Genomic DNA, 15380 nt, shown 5'->3' on the forward strand with positions numbered 1-15380 from the left:
TGGCTCACGCTGTTTGAGGAAACGTCCGAGGGCAAAACGTAGGCAAGTTCTGTTTTTGTGGGCCACTATTTTTGGGCGTATGACGCTACCGGCACAATTCGATGACTTCCACTCTTGGATAGCCATCATGACTGCAACACGTTCGGCAATTTCCATCACTCTACGTCAAGCAAAAGCCGGCCTCTCAGAGCTGGTTGCGCAGGCCGCTGCCGGTGAAACAATCATAATCACCAGACAAGGCAGAGCCATTGCTCGCCTTATAGCCGCTGAACAATCAGCAACGCAACGGATCGGGGCGATGAAAGGAAAGCTGGTTCTTCCTGACAAATTCGACGAACGCTTACCAAGCGAGCTACTGGATGAATTCTACGGGTGAACCAGTCAAACGATCAAAACACCCACTGCCCAATCAACCAGGCATTCGCCCCACTGATCACCGCGAACAAAAACCACGCCAACAGCTTCGTGGGCCAGCGATTCACGAACGGCCCCATCAATTGTTCGTCGCCGGTCATGCGGATCAACGGGTACAACGCAAACGGCAGCTGCAGGCTAAGCACGACCTGGCTGAGGATCAGCAGTTTGCCAATGGCATCGTCGCCCATCAGCCACACGCCGAGGAACGCGGGGATCAGTGCGAGCCCGCGGGTAATGAGGCGGCGTTGCCAGCAGGGAATCCGCAGGTTGAGGTAGCCCTCCATGATCACCTGGCCGGCAATGGTGCCGGTGAAGGTGGAGCTTTGCCCGGAGGCCAGCAAGGCGACGCCGAACAGGATGCTGGCGAACGCGCCCCCCACCAGGGGATCGAGCAAGTGGTAGGCGTCCTGGATCTCGACCACATCGGCATGGCCGGTGTTATGGAAGGCGGCTGCGGCGAGCACCAGGATCGCGGCGTTGACCAGCAAGGCCAGGGCCAGAGAGCCGATGGTGTCGATTCGCGCCAGCTTGACCGCGTCCCTCTTGCTGGCGAGGTCCTTGCCGATCAGGCGGGTTTGCACGATCGACGTGTGCAGGTAGAGGTTATGCGGCATCACCGTGGCGCCGAGAATACCGATGGCCAGGTACAGCGGCGCGGCATCGCTGATGGCCGACAAGGACGGCGCGAAGCCGCTAAGCACGTCCGGCCAGTACGGCTTGATCAGCACCAGTTCAATGAAGAAGCACACGCCGATGGTCGCTACCAGCGCCAGCATGATCGCTTCCAGGCGACGGAACCCACGGTTCTGCAGGGCCAGGATCAGCAACGTGTCGAAGGCGGTAATGACAATGCCGGTGGTCAGCGAGACGCCCAACAACAGGTGAAACGCCAGGGCACAACCCAGTACCTCGGCCAGGTCGGTGGCGATGATCGAAATTTCCGCCAACACCCATTGGGTGCGGGCCGAGCGCTGGCTGTAGCGTTCGCGCGACAGCTGCGCCAGGTCCTTGCCGGTGGCGATGCCCAGCCGTGAACACAGGCACTGCACCGCCATGCCCGCCAGGCTGGCCAGCAACACCACGAACAACAGGCTGTAGCCGTAGCGTGAGCCCGCCTCGATGGCGGTGGCCCAGTTGCCGGGGTCCATGTAGCCGATGGAGATCAACAGGCCGGGGCCGGCGAACATCAGCATCCGCTTGAAAAACGAAGCCTTGGGGTCGACGGCGACGGAGCCGGCCACTTCCGGCGGGCAGAACGGGGCGGTAGCGATTTTCGGCAGGCTGAATTTCACGCGGTATCCCAGGCAAACACACAAGACAGGGAAACAGCTTATCAGTCAGACGCGACCGTGCGCATCACCGTGTCCCGGGGCAGGTCGAACGCCTCCACCACTTGCACCACCAGGTCCATCTCCTGGTTCAACGCCTCGCGTTCCATGCGTTGGCGAATCACGCCCACCACCAGCACCGCCAGGGTGGTGATCGAGTAAGCCGGGCCGGAAAACGCCCGCACACCGCTCACCAGCAACATCGCCGCCGCCAGGGCCTGGCCCACCACCGGAATGGCCGTGGCCGCCCCGCGCCGCAGCATGAACCCGGTGAGTCCCGCCAGGGCCGTGCCGCTCAAGGCGGTCGTCGCCGAACGGCCCACGTCGAAACGACTGAACAGGCCCTGCTCTTTCTGCGCCGCCGCCTTCAGTTCCGCGTCGAAGGCCTGGCGGTCGGCGCGGCTGAGTTTGTCTTTGTATTGCTCGATGAGTGTTTCCGCGACCCGTGCCTCGATGTCTGCCAGCGCCACACTGTCGAGCGGTTCATCGAACGTGATGCCCAGGCGCTGCGCTACATCTTCGGCGATCTGCCGATAACTCACGCCATGGCCACGGGCCAGGTTCATGAACGTGTCGCCGCCCATGCGCTGCAGTTCAATCGCCAGCTTCAACGGTTCGCGCACGCTGGCATCAATCGACGCACTGCGCTTTTGCGCCATCAGCTCGGCGAGAAACTTCAGTTCTTCGGGGCGGGCCTGCACCAGCGCCGGGAACAACTCGACGTCCTCCTCGGCAAACCGCACCTCAGCACTGCGCTGATCAGAGCGAATCAGGCCGCGACGCTCCTGCAGCAGGTCGGTGTATTGCACCACCGTCTTCAACTGCGGCCAGTACGCGGCATGGTCGAAGGTGGCCAGGTGCACATTGGTCACCTTGGCCTTGAGCGCCGGGGTCAGCGGGATCGCATAACGGCCGATGCAGCGCTCGGTGTCCGGCTTCATCGCCAGCGCCCAGTCCTTGCTGGAATGGCAGTTGATCACCCGCCCCTTGAGCGGCGCCGACACCTCGTCCCAAGGGCTCGACGTACAAATCGCACCGCCCATCAACAGCAGGTTGTTCAGCGGCAGCTCACGGGCGACATCCGGGCGAGCCAGCACACTCTTGACCAGGATGCGCGCCCCCAGGGAGTGCCCGATCAGGTTGATGCGCCGCACCGGCAACGCTTCGGCGTGCAGGTAACCGGCCAGCTCCGGCAACAGGGTCTTGGCCACTTCATCCACACGGGCCTCGACACTTTTGTAGTGGTCGAGAAAATACGCGATGGCCTTGCCCACGCCCACAGTGGCCGCGCCCAGGCCACCACCGCCGAGCATCGAACCTATCACCTCCTTGAACGGGGCAAACAGGTTCTCCAGAAAATGCCCCGCCGGCCAGAACAGCATCAGGTTGGTCGAGCCTTCGATGCTGGCCAATTGGTCTTTGAAGCTGCCCAATTGCTGGCGGTTAAAGAACGCCGAGTAACCGTGAACGTAGAGATTGAGCACATCCCCCTGGGGCTCGCCACACAATACAAAGGTGGGCTTGCGGGTGCGGTGCATTTCATCCCACTGGTGCTGCATGGGCCGGTGACTCCTGGTGACGATGGAGGGCGATACTACCAAAGCGCGGCCGCAAAAGAGGTGAATCCTGACCGACGTGTTGAAGATTCAGAACAACGCGGCCGCCTTCGACTTGGCCAGGTAGCGCGCCGGCGACTCGCCCAGGTTGCGCCGGAACACCGAGGTAAAGGCGCTGGAACTGCTGAACCCCAACTCCAACGCCACCGCCGTAATGGAAACGCCATGACTCAGGCGCGCCGTGGCTTCCAGCAGGCAGACTTGCTGGCGCCAGGCGACGAACGTCATGCCGGTGCTTTCGAGAAAATGGCGGGTGAAGGTGCGCCGGCTCATGTTCGACCAGGCGGCCATTTCATCCAGGGAAATGGTTTGCGTGGGCGCCGCCAGAAAGCGCTGGCAGGCCTGGGCCAGGCGTGGTTCGCCGGGCAGCGGCGCACTCAGGGGTAGCTCGGGCATGGCGCCCATTTCATCGATCAACAGCGTCAGCACACAGCGCTGTCGCTCACTGGCAGGCGCCGACGGCTCGAATGCCAGCGCCGCTTCCAGTAGATGACGCAGCAGTGGCGATACCTCGAAGACCTGGCAACGCGCCTGCAAACCGGCGCGCTCGGCGGCCTGGTCGTCCAGGTAAGTGTTGAGCATCACCACCTCGCCGCGCATGTGCATCTCATGGGGCACGCCGGCGGGCACCCAGATCGCCCGCTGCGGTGGGACCACCCAGTTGCCGAGGTCGGTGAACATCTTCAGTGCGCCGGTGGAGGCATACGCAAACTGGCCACGCGGGTGGGTGTGCCGTGGGAAGACGGTACCGCACGGGTATTCACGCACGGTGACCAGCGCTTCGGGGACATGGGCATCAAAGGTCGGAATCATGGCCCGATAATGTCAAAGCATGGCCCGACATAGCAAGCGGGCCATTCGGCGGCGCCCTAACCTGATCGCCATTGAACAGCCCTGCCTGCCCCAAGGATTTCCCATGCACAAGAAACACCTCGCCCTGGCCGTACTCGTCACCCTGATCTGGGGCTTGAACTTTCCCATCACAAAACTGGGCCTGCGCTCGATCGACCCCTTTGTGCTCACGGGCATCCGCTTTGCCCTCGCCGCCTTGCCCCTGGTGTTCTTCATCAAGCGCCCCCGCGTCAACTTCGGCTATGTCGCCGCCTACGGCGTGATCTTCGGCCTGGGCATGTGGGGCGTGATCAATTACGGCATCCAGGTCGGCGTCAGCCCGGGCATTGCTTCGCTGATCATTCAGCTCAGCGTGTTTTTCACCCTGGGTTGGGGCTGCGTGTTGTTCAACGAAAAGATACGCGGCAGCCAGTGGGTGGGCGCCCTGCTCGCGCTGATCGGCCTGGGTGGCATCATCGCCACGCAACAGGGTGAGCATGCGGTGCTGGGGGTGATGATGATCGTGTTTAGTGCTCTGGCCTGGAGCGTCGGCAACGTGATCATCAAGCAATCGGGGGTCAAGGAGATCTTCTCGTTCATGGTATGGGCCAGCCTGTTTCCGCCCATCCCACTGGGGCTCATGGCCTGGTGGCTGCACGGCAGCGCGTCGTTCGCCCAGGTGCAGGTCAGCCTTGACCTGACCGCCGTGCTGTCGATCCTGTTCCAGGTGTACCTGGCCACGCACGTGGCCTACTGGGGCTGGAATTCGCTGCTCAAGACCTACCCGGTGTCCACCGTGGCGCCGCTGTCGTTGCTGATTCCCGTGTTCGGCATCGCCAGTTCCGTATTGATCCTCGGCGAGCAGGTCAGCACCACCGAGCTGATCGCCATCGCAATCATCATCACCGGCCTGGCCGTGGGCCTTTACCGCAAGCCAGCTCCGCGCGTGCCGCCCGATTGTGCACACCGATAGACAGTCATGGCAGAAAACCGGGATTTTTCCGCTGCAGCGTGTTCACTAGGATTCACAGGGTCTTCCATTGACCCGAGGTCACCCCCATGAGCACACCTGAATTCTTTGTCACCCCAGGTTATGGCGATTACATGCGCGAGCACCTGCACTATTCCCAGGCGGTGAAAGTCGGCAATCGCATTGAAACCTCAGGCCAGGGCGGCTGGGACGATGAGTTCCAGATCCCTACCGACCTGGCCGAAGAAATCGCCCAGGCCTTTCACAACCTGGAGCGTACCCTCGCCAGCGCAGGCGCCGGCTGGGAGCATGTGATTCACGTCAACTCCTACCACGTCGGCGGCTTCCCGCCCGACGTCAACGAGGCAATGGTCAAGCAGTACCGCCGCTACATGCCCAACCATGCGCCCATCTGGACCCAGGTCGGCGTCGAAGCCTTGGGGTTGCCCACCATGCGCGTGGAGATCCGGGTGACGGCCATCATTCCTTGACGCCGAAGGTGCGGATCACCCACTCGGTAAACACCTTGAGCCGCGCACTCTGGTGGCGATTGGGCGGGTAAAGGATGTGCAGCGGCGTGGGCGGGCGTGACCAGTCCGGCAACACGCGAATCAACTGGCCCGCATCGATGTAGTACTGCACGATTGATGTGAAGTGCTGCCCGACGCCCAGCCCGGCGAGCAGCATTTCCTTGAGCCCGTTGCCTTCGTTGGTCGAGAACGCGCAATCGCCCACTTCAATGCGCTGCTCACCGTTCTCGAAGATCAGGGGTTCAGGCTTGCCGGAGCCTGCAAAAAAATAGCCCGCCCGCAGGTGGTTCTGCTCCAGGTCCTGCGGCGAAACCGGCAGGCCACGGCGCTGCAGATAGCTGGGCGCGGCGCAGGTCAGGTACTCCAGGTCGGCCACCTTGCGCCCGATCATCCCCATGTCCTCGAGCTTGCCGGCCCGGATCACACAGTCGGCCCCCTCCCCAACGATGTTTACCGCACGGTCGCTGATCCCCAGGGCAACCGTGATATCCGGGTACTCGCGATGAAAATCCACCAGCGCGGGGATCAACAGGCAATTGGCAAACGACGCCGGCGCATCCACCCGCAAATGCCCACGCGGCTTGAGGATCTGCCCACGGGCCAGGCTGTCCACTTCATCCAGCTCCGTCACCAGGCGCCGTGCATGCCCGTAATACTCCAGCCCTTCAGCGGTGGGTGCCAGGGTGCGGGTGGTGCGGTGCATCAACTTGATGCCCAGGTGTTGTTCCAGGTCGGTGATCAGCTTGCTGACCGTGGAACGTGGCAGCGCCAACTGGTCGGACGCCCGGCTGAAGGAGCCGGTGTCGACGACACGGACGAAGGCACGCATGGCGAGGAGTTGGTTCACAGGGGTTATTCCGCGGGTGGGAGTGACGGCTATTGTCCACCAAGTTGCACAATACCGACACAACGCCGGGCAACAAAAAGCCCGGCACTCGGGCCGGGCTCCTGCCCATCACGGTTGCGCCTCTAGCAGGCGAAGTTGTCGATCCTGACCTGGCCATCCGGGAACGTTGCGATAATTTCCAGCTCCCCTCCCATCGCGCGGATGTAATCACGCAAGGTGCTGATGTACATGTCAGTGCGACGCTCCATCTTGGAGACTGCCGCCTGGTTGATGTTCAGCGCTTTGGCCAGGCTCTCCTGGCTCAACTGCTGCGCCTTGCGCAGTTCATGCAACGGCATTTCCTTCAGGTGCTGACGCAGTATTAGCTCGGCATCGGCGCGCGCCTCAGGCGTCATGCACGCTTGAAGGTCAGCGAATTTTTTAGCCATGGTTACGGCCCTCTTTACGCAATGTTTCCAAATGCACGTCATACAGCTTTTCTGCCATGGGAACGTGCACGTCGTACCAACGGTGCTGTGCAGTTTTATCGCCGCCAATCAACAGAACGGCACACCGCCTGGGATCGAATGCATACAACACCCGAAAAGGCCGACCTGCGTGCTGTACGCGCAACTCGCGCAAGTTGCCATGTCGAGTGCCCTTGATATCGCTGCTATGGGGAAAACGCAGGCCCGGCCCAAAAAGCCCAAGCAGGTCAACGCTGGCAGATACCGACGATTGCTCCCGTGCATCAAGACCGCCCCACCAGTCTCCGAATTCATCCGTGTATTCAATGTCCCAGACCATGCAAATATGCCACCCAAGGAATATAAACTCAAGGGCATAACTTTAGGATCACAGCGGCCTCTGTCGCCACCCGGGTTCCTAGGCAAATTGTTTGTACATTCTTCAGCACGCACGTGCTTCCACACTCTCGGCGCTTGCAGGGTTCTTTGAACAGGATTCAAAAAATTCCAAAAAAAACCGCCCTTCCGGGCGGCTTAAGGAACTCGGCTTTGATCAGAAACCGAGGTAGAAATTGACAGTGACAACAACAGATCCTGTGTGCCAAAACGGTAGTCGACCCACGAAAACGTCATTGAATTAAATGGTATTAATACTTTCGTAAACGCCCAGCAAGAACGGGATCCCACCTCACCCCCATCCCCGCTCGCGGCAAAAATACAATTTTTCAAACTGTAAAAAGCGCTCTAATAGCCCCTGTTTTGATCCGCTTCAACGATCCTGGAGTTCGCAATGCCCCATGAAGGCAACCTGTTACAAGCAGCCGTGGTGTTCCTGCTCGCCGCCGTGCTGACCGTGCCCATGGCCAAACGCCTGCAACTGGGCGCGGTGCTGGGCTATCTGTTCGCCGGTGTGATCATCGGCCCTTCGGTGCTGGGCCTGGTGGGCAACCCGCAAAGCGTCGCGCAGTTCTCTGAACTGGGCGTGGTGTTGCTGCTGTTTATCATCGGCCTGGAGCTGTCGCCCAAGCGGTTATGGGTGATGCGCAAGGCGGTGTTTGGCGTCGGCCTGGCCCAGGTGCTGCTCACCGGCCTGGTCATGGGCGTGGTGGCGCTGTGGCTGTTTGGCCAATCGTGGAACAGCGCCATCGTGCTTGGCTTGGGCCTCGCGCTGTCATCCACCGCGTTTGGCCTGCAAAGCCTGGCCGAGCGCAAGGAACTCAACCAGCCCCACGGCCGCCTGGCCTTTGCGATTTTGCTGTTTCAGGACATCGCCGCCATCCCCTTGATCGCCATGGTGCCGCTGCTGGCGGGCAGCGATCACCCGACCACTGAGGCCCAAGGCCTGCAGCATGTGCTGCAAATTCTCGGCAGCATCGCGGTGGTGATCATCGGCGGGCGCTACCTGCTGCGGCCGGTGTTTCGCATCGTGGCCAAGACCGGCCTGCGCGAAGTGTCCACCGCCACCGCGCTGCTGGTGGTGATTGGCACCGCCTGGCTGATGGAGCTGGTGGGCGTGTCCATGGCCCTGGGCGCGTTTCTCGCCGGCCTGCTGCTGGCAGACTCCGAGTACCGCCACGAACTGGAATCCCAGATCGAACCGTTCAAGGGCCTGCTGCTGGGGCTGTTCTTCATCAGCGTGGGCATGGGCGCCAACCTCAGCCTGCTGCTCAGCACGCCGCTGGTGGTGATCGGCTTGACCCTGTTGCTGATCGGCCTGAAGCTGCCCCTGCTGTACGCCGTGGGCCGCCTGGTGGGCGACCTCAACCGCGAAAGCGCGCTGCGCCTGGGCGTGGTGCTGGCGGCGGGCGGTGAGTTTGCCTTTGTGGTGTTCAAGATCGGCCGCGACCAGGGCCTGTTCGACCCCCACCTGTACGACGTGCTGGTACTCACCATCACCCTGTCCATGGCGGTGACGCCACTGCTGTTACTGGTGTGCCCCAAGCTGTTCAAGCCCAAGGCCAAGCCGGTGGAAGTGCCCGAGGAATACCGCACCATCGAAAGCGATTCGCCCCGCGTGGTGATCGCCGGCATGGGCCGGATGGGCCAGATCGTCGCGCGAATTCTGCGTGCGCAGAACATCTCGTTCATCGCCCTGGACACCTCGGTGGAAACCATCGAGCTGACCCGCAGTTTCGGCGGCATGCCGGTGTTCTACGGCGACCCGCAACGCCCCGAGATCCTGCACGCGGCCAAGGTCGATCAGGCGGAGTTCTTTGTGATCGCCATGGACGACCCGGAGATCAACATCAAGACGGCGGAGCTGGTGCGCAACCTCTACCCGCACATGAAGATCATCGCCCGCGCCCGCAACCGCCAGCACGTTCACCGCCTGGTAGACCTGGACGCGTCACCGGTGCGCGAAACCTTCTACTCCAGCCTGGAAATGAGCCGCCGAACCCTGGTCGGCCTCGGCTTGACCCAGGCCCAGGCCGATGCGCGCATCACCCGTTTCAAGAACCACGACCTGCAAGTGCTGGCTGCCCAGCACGCGGTGTACGACGATGCGGCCAAGGTGATGCAAACCGCCCAGGAAGCCCGGACAGAACTGGCAAGGCTGTTTGAGATGGACCGGCTTGAGGAGGAGTCCGACAAGGTGTGAGGCAGCAGATGAACGAAATTGCGAATTTTCTGACAGAATACGCCGCAATTTCGTTCATCTCTGGAGCGCTACATGGCCACCCTCACCAAGACCGCCGCCCTGCTGGCCCTCGCGCTCTGTGCAAGCGTTGCCTTCGCGGCCAGCAAACCCACGCCACAGAAGGCCGACACCCAAACCATCTCGACACTGGGCGGCAAGTTCACCTTCAAGCTGCCCAAGGCGTATGTGGCCGACACGCTGCCCACTGGCAAGGCCGAAGACGGCACCGCCGACACCCAGGGCACGCTGTACGCCAACCAGACCACCAAAAGCGTGGTGATCGTCGCCGAAACCGCGCGTAAAGACGGGGTCACCATCCAGGACAACGACACCCAATTCCTCGATGGCGCCGTGGCCGGTTTTATCAAGGACCAAAGCGCTGCCCTGCCAGACTTCAAGAAGCAAGGCGAAAAGAAGCTGACCTTCAAAGGCCTGGGCCTGCGCCAAGTCGACAGCACCGCCACCCAGGGCGGCGGCAAGACGCTGAATTCCACGTTCCTAGGCGGTTCGGGTAATCACCTGCTGGTGATCCAGGCCATTTCCCGTGGGGATGATGTGAAGGGACATGCTGAATTGGTGAAGCAGATCACCGGCGGTAAGTAACCTGATCTCTCTTGCAACTTAGCACCCCTGTGGGAGCTGGCTTGCCTGCGATAGCGGTGTATCAGTCAACGGCGATATCGACTGATCAATCGCTATCGCAGGCAAGCCAGCTCCCACATTTTTTTGAGGTGCGGGTTATTTCAGGCTTTTTTCCAGCCAGGCCTTCAGGTCCTGCACTTCGGCCTCGCTCACGGTATGCGGCATGCCCGGGTAGCCGTGAAATTCCGGTTTCAACCCCAACCCCGTCAGCACTTCGTTCGCCCGCGTCGCCGACGCATAAGGCAGCGCCTGGTCCAGCGTGCCGTGGCCGATGAAGATCGCCAGCGCTCCCAACGCGTCATTCGGTTTCAGCTCGGCCTTGAGCACTGGCAGCACACTGCCACTGAGCGCCGCGATCCCACGCACCAGCTCCGGCTGACGCAACCCAACCTCGTAGGACATGATCGCGCCCTGGCTGAAGCCCACCAGAAATACCCGGTCGGGCCGGGTGTGGTACTTGGCGGTAGCTTTGGCCACAAAGTCTTCGATGAGCTTGGCGCTGCGCTGCAGGTCGGCCGTTTCGCCGTTGTACTCAGCGTCACCCTGGGTCTTGGCAAACCAGCGATAGCCGTGAGGGTCCACCGGCATGGGCGCCCGCGCCGACAGGTAGGTCCAGGTGGACGGCAGCGAATCCTTTATGCCAAACAGGTCTTCCTCATTGCTGCCAAAACCGTGCAGGAAAATCACCAACGGCTGGTTGCGCGCATCGGTCTGGGTCTGTTCCAGGTACGCCAATGGCAGGTCGGTGTGCAGCGAATCGTCGGCATGAACAGCGCCAGCCACCAGGGTCAGCGCCAGGGCAAACAATTTGAGCATGGGACGTTACCTCAGGGTTTGCGCAACAAATAGGTGTCCATGATCCAGCCATTGGCCAGGCGCGCGGCCTTGCGCACCCGTTGAATGTCGTCCGCAACGTCGGCCACTTTACCGCTGATCAGGATCTCGTCCGGTGTGCCCAGGTAGGCACCCCAGTAAATATCCAGGTCCTGATCGGCCACGGTACGGTAGGAGTCTTCGGCGTCGAGCATCACCACCAGGGTGTCGGCATCGCTGGCCTGCCCTGCTGCCAACCGGCGCCCGGTGGTGATCTCGACAGACTTGCCAATACGGTTCAGCGGCACTTTGTGCTGCGCTGCCAGGGCCTGCACGCTGGTGATGCCGGGGATCACTTCGAATTCAAAGGTGCAACGGCCACTGGCCAGGATCGCCTGCAGGATCCGAATGGTGCTGTCGTACAGCGCCGGGTCACCCCAGGCCAGGAATGCACCCACTTCGCCGTCAGACATTTCCTCGTTGATCATGCGCTCGAAGGTCTGCTGTTTGTCGCGGTTCAGGTCCTGCACGGCGGTGGTGTAGTCGATATCACCACGCACACGCTCGGGGCAGTCGGCCTCGACAAAGCGGTAGCCGGGCTCGGTGATGTAGGTCTCGCAGATCTCGCGACGCAGGTCGATCAACTTGTCCTTGCTCTGGCCCTTGTCCATCAGGAAGAACACGTCGGTGCGGTTGAGCGCCTTCACGGCCTGCATCGTGATGTAGTCAGGGTTGCCGGCGCCAATGCCGATGATCAGGATGCGTTTCATGGGTTGCTCTCATTGCGGGGCGTGGATTTTGCCATGTTCGCGGGGTCAGGCGTGAGTTTCCAGGCGCAGGCGCCACACACGGTTGAAACGCAGCTCGGTGCAGGACAGCGGCTCGACGTCGACCCGGTAGAACATCGACAGCGGCAACTGCAGCACGTGCAACAGCGCGGCACGGATCACAAAGGGATGGGTAACGGCCACGACATGCCCCGGTTGGCTTTCCAGGGCTTTCATCCACTGCCCGACCCGCAGGCAGATCTGGTCCACCGACTCGCCACCGTGGGGCGCGCTGGCGCTGTCAGTGAGCCAGGCATTCAAGGCCTCGCCTTCCAATTGGTCGATGGCCTGGCCTTTCCAGTGGCCAAAATCACCATCGCGCACGGCGACTTCCACCTGTGCGTTGTCACCAAACAAACCAGCGGTCTGCCGGGCCCTGGCTTCCGGCCCGCAGATCAGGCGGTGTTTTTTCGGGTAGCGACCGGCCAGGGATAACGCCTCACGCTGCCAGTCCAGCACAACGGGTTCGTCATCGGGAAAACGCCCCTGCTTTTGCGCCAGCGTGGCGGCATGGCAGATCAGGCTTAAACGGGTGGTCTGCATCACAAATTCACTCTGCTTCGGCGCGCAGTCAGCGTAGACTGGCGAAGTTGTTTCAACATGTTACAACGAACATGAAACAGGAAGCCGGTTCAATGCCGGCGCGGTCGCGCCACTGTATTCGGCCCCACAGCCGTAAGCCAGACCCTGTTTCAGCTCCCTAGGCTTTCCATTTCGGGACGCGTCATCCCTGGAGGTTTTCATGGCTAACACCGCTGCAACCCACCCTGATGTCTATGTGCCAACGATTCCCCTGGGCGAAATCCTCCCCTGGGCGATCTTCGGCGGCCTGCTGTTGATGCTGGCGATCTACTTCGTCGGTGCCGAGCAAGGTGCCACGGCGGTTTTCAAAGGCATGTACGTGCACGAATTCGTCCACGACGGTCGCCACCTGCTGGGCTTTCCCTGCCATTAATCAATAAGAGAGACATGACATGACAGGGCAATTACTCGTTCGCGGGATGCTGGTGGGCCTGCTCGCCGGCGTATTGGCATTCGGCTTCGCCAAGGCTTTTGGCGAACCGCAAATCGACAAGGCCATCGCCTTCGAAGACCAGATGGCACAGATGCACGGCGATGTGCCGGAAGAAGAACTGGTGAGCCGCGACGTGCAAAGCACCTTCGGCCTGTTCACCGGCGTGGTGGTGTACAGCGTTTCCCTGGGCGGGATTTTCTCCCTGGTGTTCGCCTACGCCCTGGGCCGCATCGGCAAGGTTGGTCCCCGTGGCCTGGCGGCGCTGCTGGCATTGGCGGCATTTGTAACGCTGATCCTGGTGCCCGGCCTGAAATACCCGGCCAACCCGCCATCGGTGGGCGACCCGGAGACCATCGCCCAACGTACCCAGCTGTTCTTCCTGATGCTATTGGTGTCGGTGGCGGCCGCCGTGATCGCGATCAACGCCGCACGCAAGCTGATCGCCCGCCGTGGCGTGTGGGCCGGGGCGATCCTGGGCGTGGCGCTGTACATCGTGATCGTCTCGGTGGCCAGCAGCCTGTTCCCGGTGATCAATGAAGTGCCGGAGCAATTCTCGGCCGTGCTGCTGTGGAAATTCCGCGTCGCCTCGCTGGGCATCCAGCTGGTGCTGTGGACCACCCTGGGCCTGGTGTTCGGTGCGGTGGCCGAGCGCCTCTTGAGCCAGCCACGCGCACGCTTGAACTCCTGAACTAGATTCCGGGATGGGCCAGGTAGAACACCTGATAGCCCGTCCCGGGATGCGCCCCATCCAGTGCCTTGGCCGACAAGGTGATCCGCACCAAACGCCAGGCTTGCACATCCAGCGCCAGGAACACCGCAAAGGTGTCACGGCTGTCCGCCACCTGCAGGTTGCGCGCCTTCTCCTCAGCCAGTATCGCGGCCCGGTCCGCCCCCGGCGCCAGTGGCCACTCTTCCCGATACAAACTCAACGCCGCCTGCGCCGGCCCACGTTGCACATCCAGCGGCAGCCAGCTTTCGATATGCGGGCGGCCGAAACTGTCGAGCACTTTCTGGAAGCGTGACCCCAGCAGAAAGTCGGCGGCCTGCAATGGGTCTGACCACAGGTACACCGACGCATACACGTTGCCGCCCTGCTCCTGGGCGATAAAGGCCTTGAACAGCAGCCCCTCGGCGTTATCCCACAATGGCCCCAATTGCGCGGCACGCCGGCGAATCACGCCCATGTCGTAGTCGGCAGGCAAGCGGTGCGAATACTGTTTGGCGAACATATAAAAACTCCCGTGCAAGATGAGGTTCCAGCTTGCGCAGCAGCGTTGATTTCAACAAGATATGACCCGATATATGTGCGATAAGGAACCGATATGGCTGACGCACCCAAACCCCTGGATATCGACACCGTGCACGCGTTCGTGCTGGTCGCCGATTTCACCAGCTTCACCCGCGCCGCCGAGGCGCTGGACACCTCCCAGGCCGCCATCAGCCTCAAGCTCAAGCGCCTGGAAGAACGCCTCGGTTATCGTCTGCTGGAACGCACGCCCCGGCATGTGCGGCTGTCGCCCCAGGGCGAGCAATTCATCGTCGCCGCCCGCGCCCTGCTCAACGCCCACGAACGCGCCTTGGGCGACATGGCTGCCCAAGTGCAGCGACGCCTGGTGATCGGCATCAGCGACCACGTGGCCGGCCCCGACCTGCCGCTGTGGCTCAGCCGCCTGGCGGCCTACGACCCGTTGGTGATTCTGGAAGTGCGCATCGCCTCGTCCCGCGACCTGGTGGCCGCGTTCGATCGCAACGAACTCGACGCCGTGATCGTGCGCAACGAAGGCGACCGCCAAGACGGCGAAGTCCTGGCCGTGGAACGCTTTGGCTGGTTCGCCGCCCCCACCTGGCAACACCCTCCCGGCACGCCGCTGCGCATGGCAACCATGGCCGCACCGTGCGGCGTTCGCCACCTGGCCACCCGCGCCCTGGACGAAGCCCACATCGACTGGACCGAAGTCTTCGTCGGCGGCGGCGTAATGGCCGTGGGCGCCGCCGTGAGCGCCGGCCTCGGCGTCGCCGCCCTCGCCCACCGCGTGGCCCCGCCCGGTGCAGTGGACGTGAGTGCGCAATTTGGACTGCCCGCATTGCCCGTCAGTGAAGTGGTGCTCTACAGCCGGATCAGCGATGCGCGTTCGCGGGAAACCTTGCGCGCGCTGAGTGCAACCTTCCGTGGGGTGCTGCAACGCTGAACCCGGCGCCCGGTTTGGCACATGCCTGATTCACCGAGGCGCCTGCATCGCCGGCAAGCCGGCTCCTACATTTGGACCGCGCCGACAGTTGGAAACCGGCCAACCCCAATCCCTGTAGGAGCCGGCTTGACGGCGATGGCATCTGCTCGGAGTGCCTGATGTACCGAGGCGTCTGCATCGCCGGCAAGCCGGCTCCTACAGATCCACACCACTCAGGTCGGCTACTAGGCCGCCGTGCTTTTGCTTTTGACTTTGATCTTAGGCGCCCCGT

The 15380-nt window shown here is 62.0% G+C and carries 18 protein-coding genes and 1 riboswitch; of the genes, 8 read left to right on the forward strand and 10 right to left on the reverse strand.

Features of this window, described 5'->3' with window-relative positions:
* Positions 1-127: 127 nt before the first annotated feature.
* The gene (locus HX792_RS13445) at positions 128-376 is read left to right on the forward strand and encodes a type II toxin-antitoxin system Phd/YefM family antitoxin (RefSeq protein WP_176996564.1); all 249 of its coding nucleotides are present in this window, start codon (positions 128-130) and stop codon (positions 374-376) included.
* 13 nt (positions 377-389) lie between these two features.
* On the opposite strand, the gene HX792_RS13450 is transcribed toward HX792_RS13445, so the two are convergent.
* The 3 genes from HX792_RS13450 to HX792_RS13460 all read right to left on the reverse strand — a co-directional run bounded on the left by HX792_RS13450 (position 390) and on the right by HX792_RS13460 (position 4174).
* Positions 390-1709 carry an Nramp family divalent metal transporter gene (locus tag HX792_RS13450; RefSeq protein WP_176996565.1) on the reverse strand — a complete coding sequence of 440 codons (1320 nt, stop codon included), beginning with the start codon at positions 1707-1709 and terminating at the stop codon, positions 390-392.
* A 41-nt stretch (positions 1710-1750) separates the two neighbouring features.
* Positions 1751-3304 (reverse strand): DUF726 domain-containing protein, encoded by a 1554-nt coding sequence (locus HX792_RS13455; protein ID WP_176996566.1) that lies wholly within the window; start codon positions 3302-3304, stop codon positions 1751-1753.
* 87 nt (positions 3305-3391) lie between these two features.
* Complete coding sequence (locus tag HX792_RS13460; RefSeq protein WP_176996567.1) at positions 3392-4174, reverse strand: helix-turn-helix domain-containing protein; 783 nt, start codon at positions 4172-4174, stop codon at positions 3392-3394.
* A gap of 103 nt (positions 4175-4277) precedes the next feature.
* On the opposite strand from HX792_RS13460, the gene HX792_RS13465 reads away from it, so the two are divergent.
* Both HX792_RS13465 and HX792_RS13470 read left to right on the forward strand, forming a co-directional pair.
* Positions 4278-5165 carry an EamA family transporter gene (locus HX792_RS13465; protein WP_176996568.1) on the forward strand — a complete coding sequence of 296 codons (888 nt, stop codon included), beginning with the start codon at positions 4278-4280 and terminating at the stop codon, positions 5163-5165.
* A gap of 86 nt (positions 5166-5251) precedes the next feature.
* Positions 5252-5653, forward strand: a complete 402-nt coding sequence (locus HX792_RS13470) for a RidA family protein (RefSeq protein WP_176996569.1) — start codon at positions 5252-5254, stop codon at positions 5651-5653.
* Here the strand turns inward: HX792_RS13470 and HX792_RS13475 are convergent.
* From HX792_RS13475 to HX792_RS13485, 3 genes are all read right to left on the reverse strand, one after another.
* Positions 5643-6539 carry a LysR substrate-binding domain-containing protein gene (locus HX792_RS13475; protein WP_371319354.1) on the reverse strand — a complete coding sequence of 299 codons (897 nt, stop codon included), beginning with the start codon at positions 6537-6539 and terminating at the stop codon, positions 5643-5645. The two genes, HX792_RS13470 and HX792_RS13475, sit on opposite strands and share 11 nt — an antisense overlap.
* A 122-nt stretch (positions 6540-6661) precedes the next feature.
* Positions 6662-6967: an XRE family transcriptional regulator gene (locus tag HX792_RS13480; RefSeq protein ID WP_176996570.1), complete on the reverse strand. Its 306-nt coding sequence runs from the start codon at positions 6965-6967 to the stop codon at positions 6662-6664.
* The gene (locus HX792_RS13485) at positions 6960-7325 is read right to left on the reverse strand and encodes a type II toxin-antitoxin system RelE/ParE family toxin (protein ID WP_176996571.1); all 366 of its coding nucleotides are present in this window, start codon (positions 7323-7325) and stop codon (positions 6960-6962) included. The genes HX792_RS13480 and HX792_RS13485 overlap by 8 nt, the downstream gene beginning before the upstream one ends.
* A 450-nt stretch (positions 7326-7775) precedes the next feature.
* On the opposite strand from HX792_RS13485, the gene HX792_RS13490 reads away from it, so the two are divergent.
* On the forward strand, positions 7776-9584 hold the full coding sequence (locus HX792_RS13490; RefSeq protein WP_176996572.1) for a monovalent cation:proton antiporter-2 (CPA2) family protein: 1809 nt from the start codon (positions 7776-7778) through the stop codon (positions 9582-9584).
* Positions 9585-9656: 72 nt separating this feature from the next.
* Positions 9657-10226, forward strand: coding sequence for a hypothetical protein (locus HX792_RS13495; RefSeq protein ID WP_176996573.1), 570 nt, complete (start codon positions 9657-9659; stop codon positions 10224-10226).
* 135 nt (positions 10227-10361) lie between these two features.
* On the opposite strand, the gene HX792_RS13500 is transcribed toward HX792_RS13495, so the two are convergent.
* From HX792_RS13500 to HX792_RS13510, 3 genes are read right to left on the reverse strand one after another with little or no spacing between them, the layout of a single operon-like run.
* Entirely contained in the window at positions 10362-11081 is a 720-nt protein-coding gene (locus HX792_RS13500) for an alpha/beta hydrolase (RefSeq protein ID WP_176996574.1), read from the reverse strand.
* Between the two features lie 11 nt (positions 11082-11092).
* Positions 11093-11848, reverse strand: a complete 756-nt coding sequence (gene cobF, locus HX792_RS13505; protein ID WP_176996575.1) for a precorrin-6A synthase (deacetylating) — start codon at positions 11846-11848, stop codon at positions 11093-11095.
* A gap of 45 nt (positions 11849-11893) precedes the next feature.
* The gene (locus HX792_RS13510; protein WP_176996576.1) at positions 11894-12448 is read right to left on the reverse strand and encodes a histidine phosphatase family protein; all 555 of its coding nucleotides are present in this window, start codon (positions 12446-12448) and stop codon (positions 11894-11896) included.
* Positions 12449-12484: 36 nt separating this feature from the next.
* A riboswitch (cobalamin riboswitch) is annotated at positions 12485-12616 on the forward strand.
* A 31-nt stretch (positions 12617-12647) separates the two neighbouring features.
* Between HX792_RS13510 and HX792_RS13515 the strand changes: the two genes are divergently transcribed.
* Positions 12648-12860, forward strand: coding sequence for a CbtB-domain containing protein (locus HX792_RS13515; RefSeq protein ID WP_065905961.1), 213 nt, complete (start codon positions 12648-12650; stop codon positions 12858-12860).
* A 19-nt stretch (positions 12861-12879) separates the two neighbouring features.
* The gene (locus HX792_RS13520) at positions 12880-13608 is read left to right on the forward strand and encodes a CbtA family protein (RefSeq protein WP_176996577.1); all 729 of its coding nucleotides are present in this window, start codon (positions 12880-12882) and stop codon (positions 13606-13608) included.
* Position 13609: 1 nt separating this feature from the next.
* On the opposite strand, the gene HX792_RS13525 is transcribed toward HX792_RS13520, so the two are convergent.
* A complete protein-coding gene (locus HX792_RS13525) occupies positions 13610-14149 on the reverse strand; it encodes a DUF4865 family protein (RefSeq protein ID WP_176996578.1) in 540 nt (179 codons plus the stop codon).
* A gap of 93 nt (positions 14150-14242) precedes the next feature.
* Between HX792_RS13525 and HX792_RS13530 the strand changes: the two genes are divergently transcribed.
* Entirely contained in the window at positions 14243-15109 is an 867-nt protein-coding gene (locus tag HX792_RS13530; RefSeq protein ID WP_176996579.1) for a LysR family transcriptional regulator, read from the forward strand.
* Positions 15110-15380: the final 271 nt, after the last annotated feature.

Origin of the sequence: Pseudomonas sp. B6002, from assembly GCF_013385985.1 — a bacterium.
Lineage (GTDB): Bacteria > Pseudomonadota > Gammaproteobacteria > Pseudomonadales > Pseudomonadaceae > Aquipseudomonas.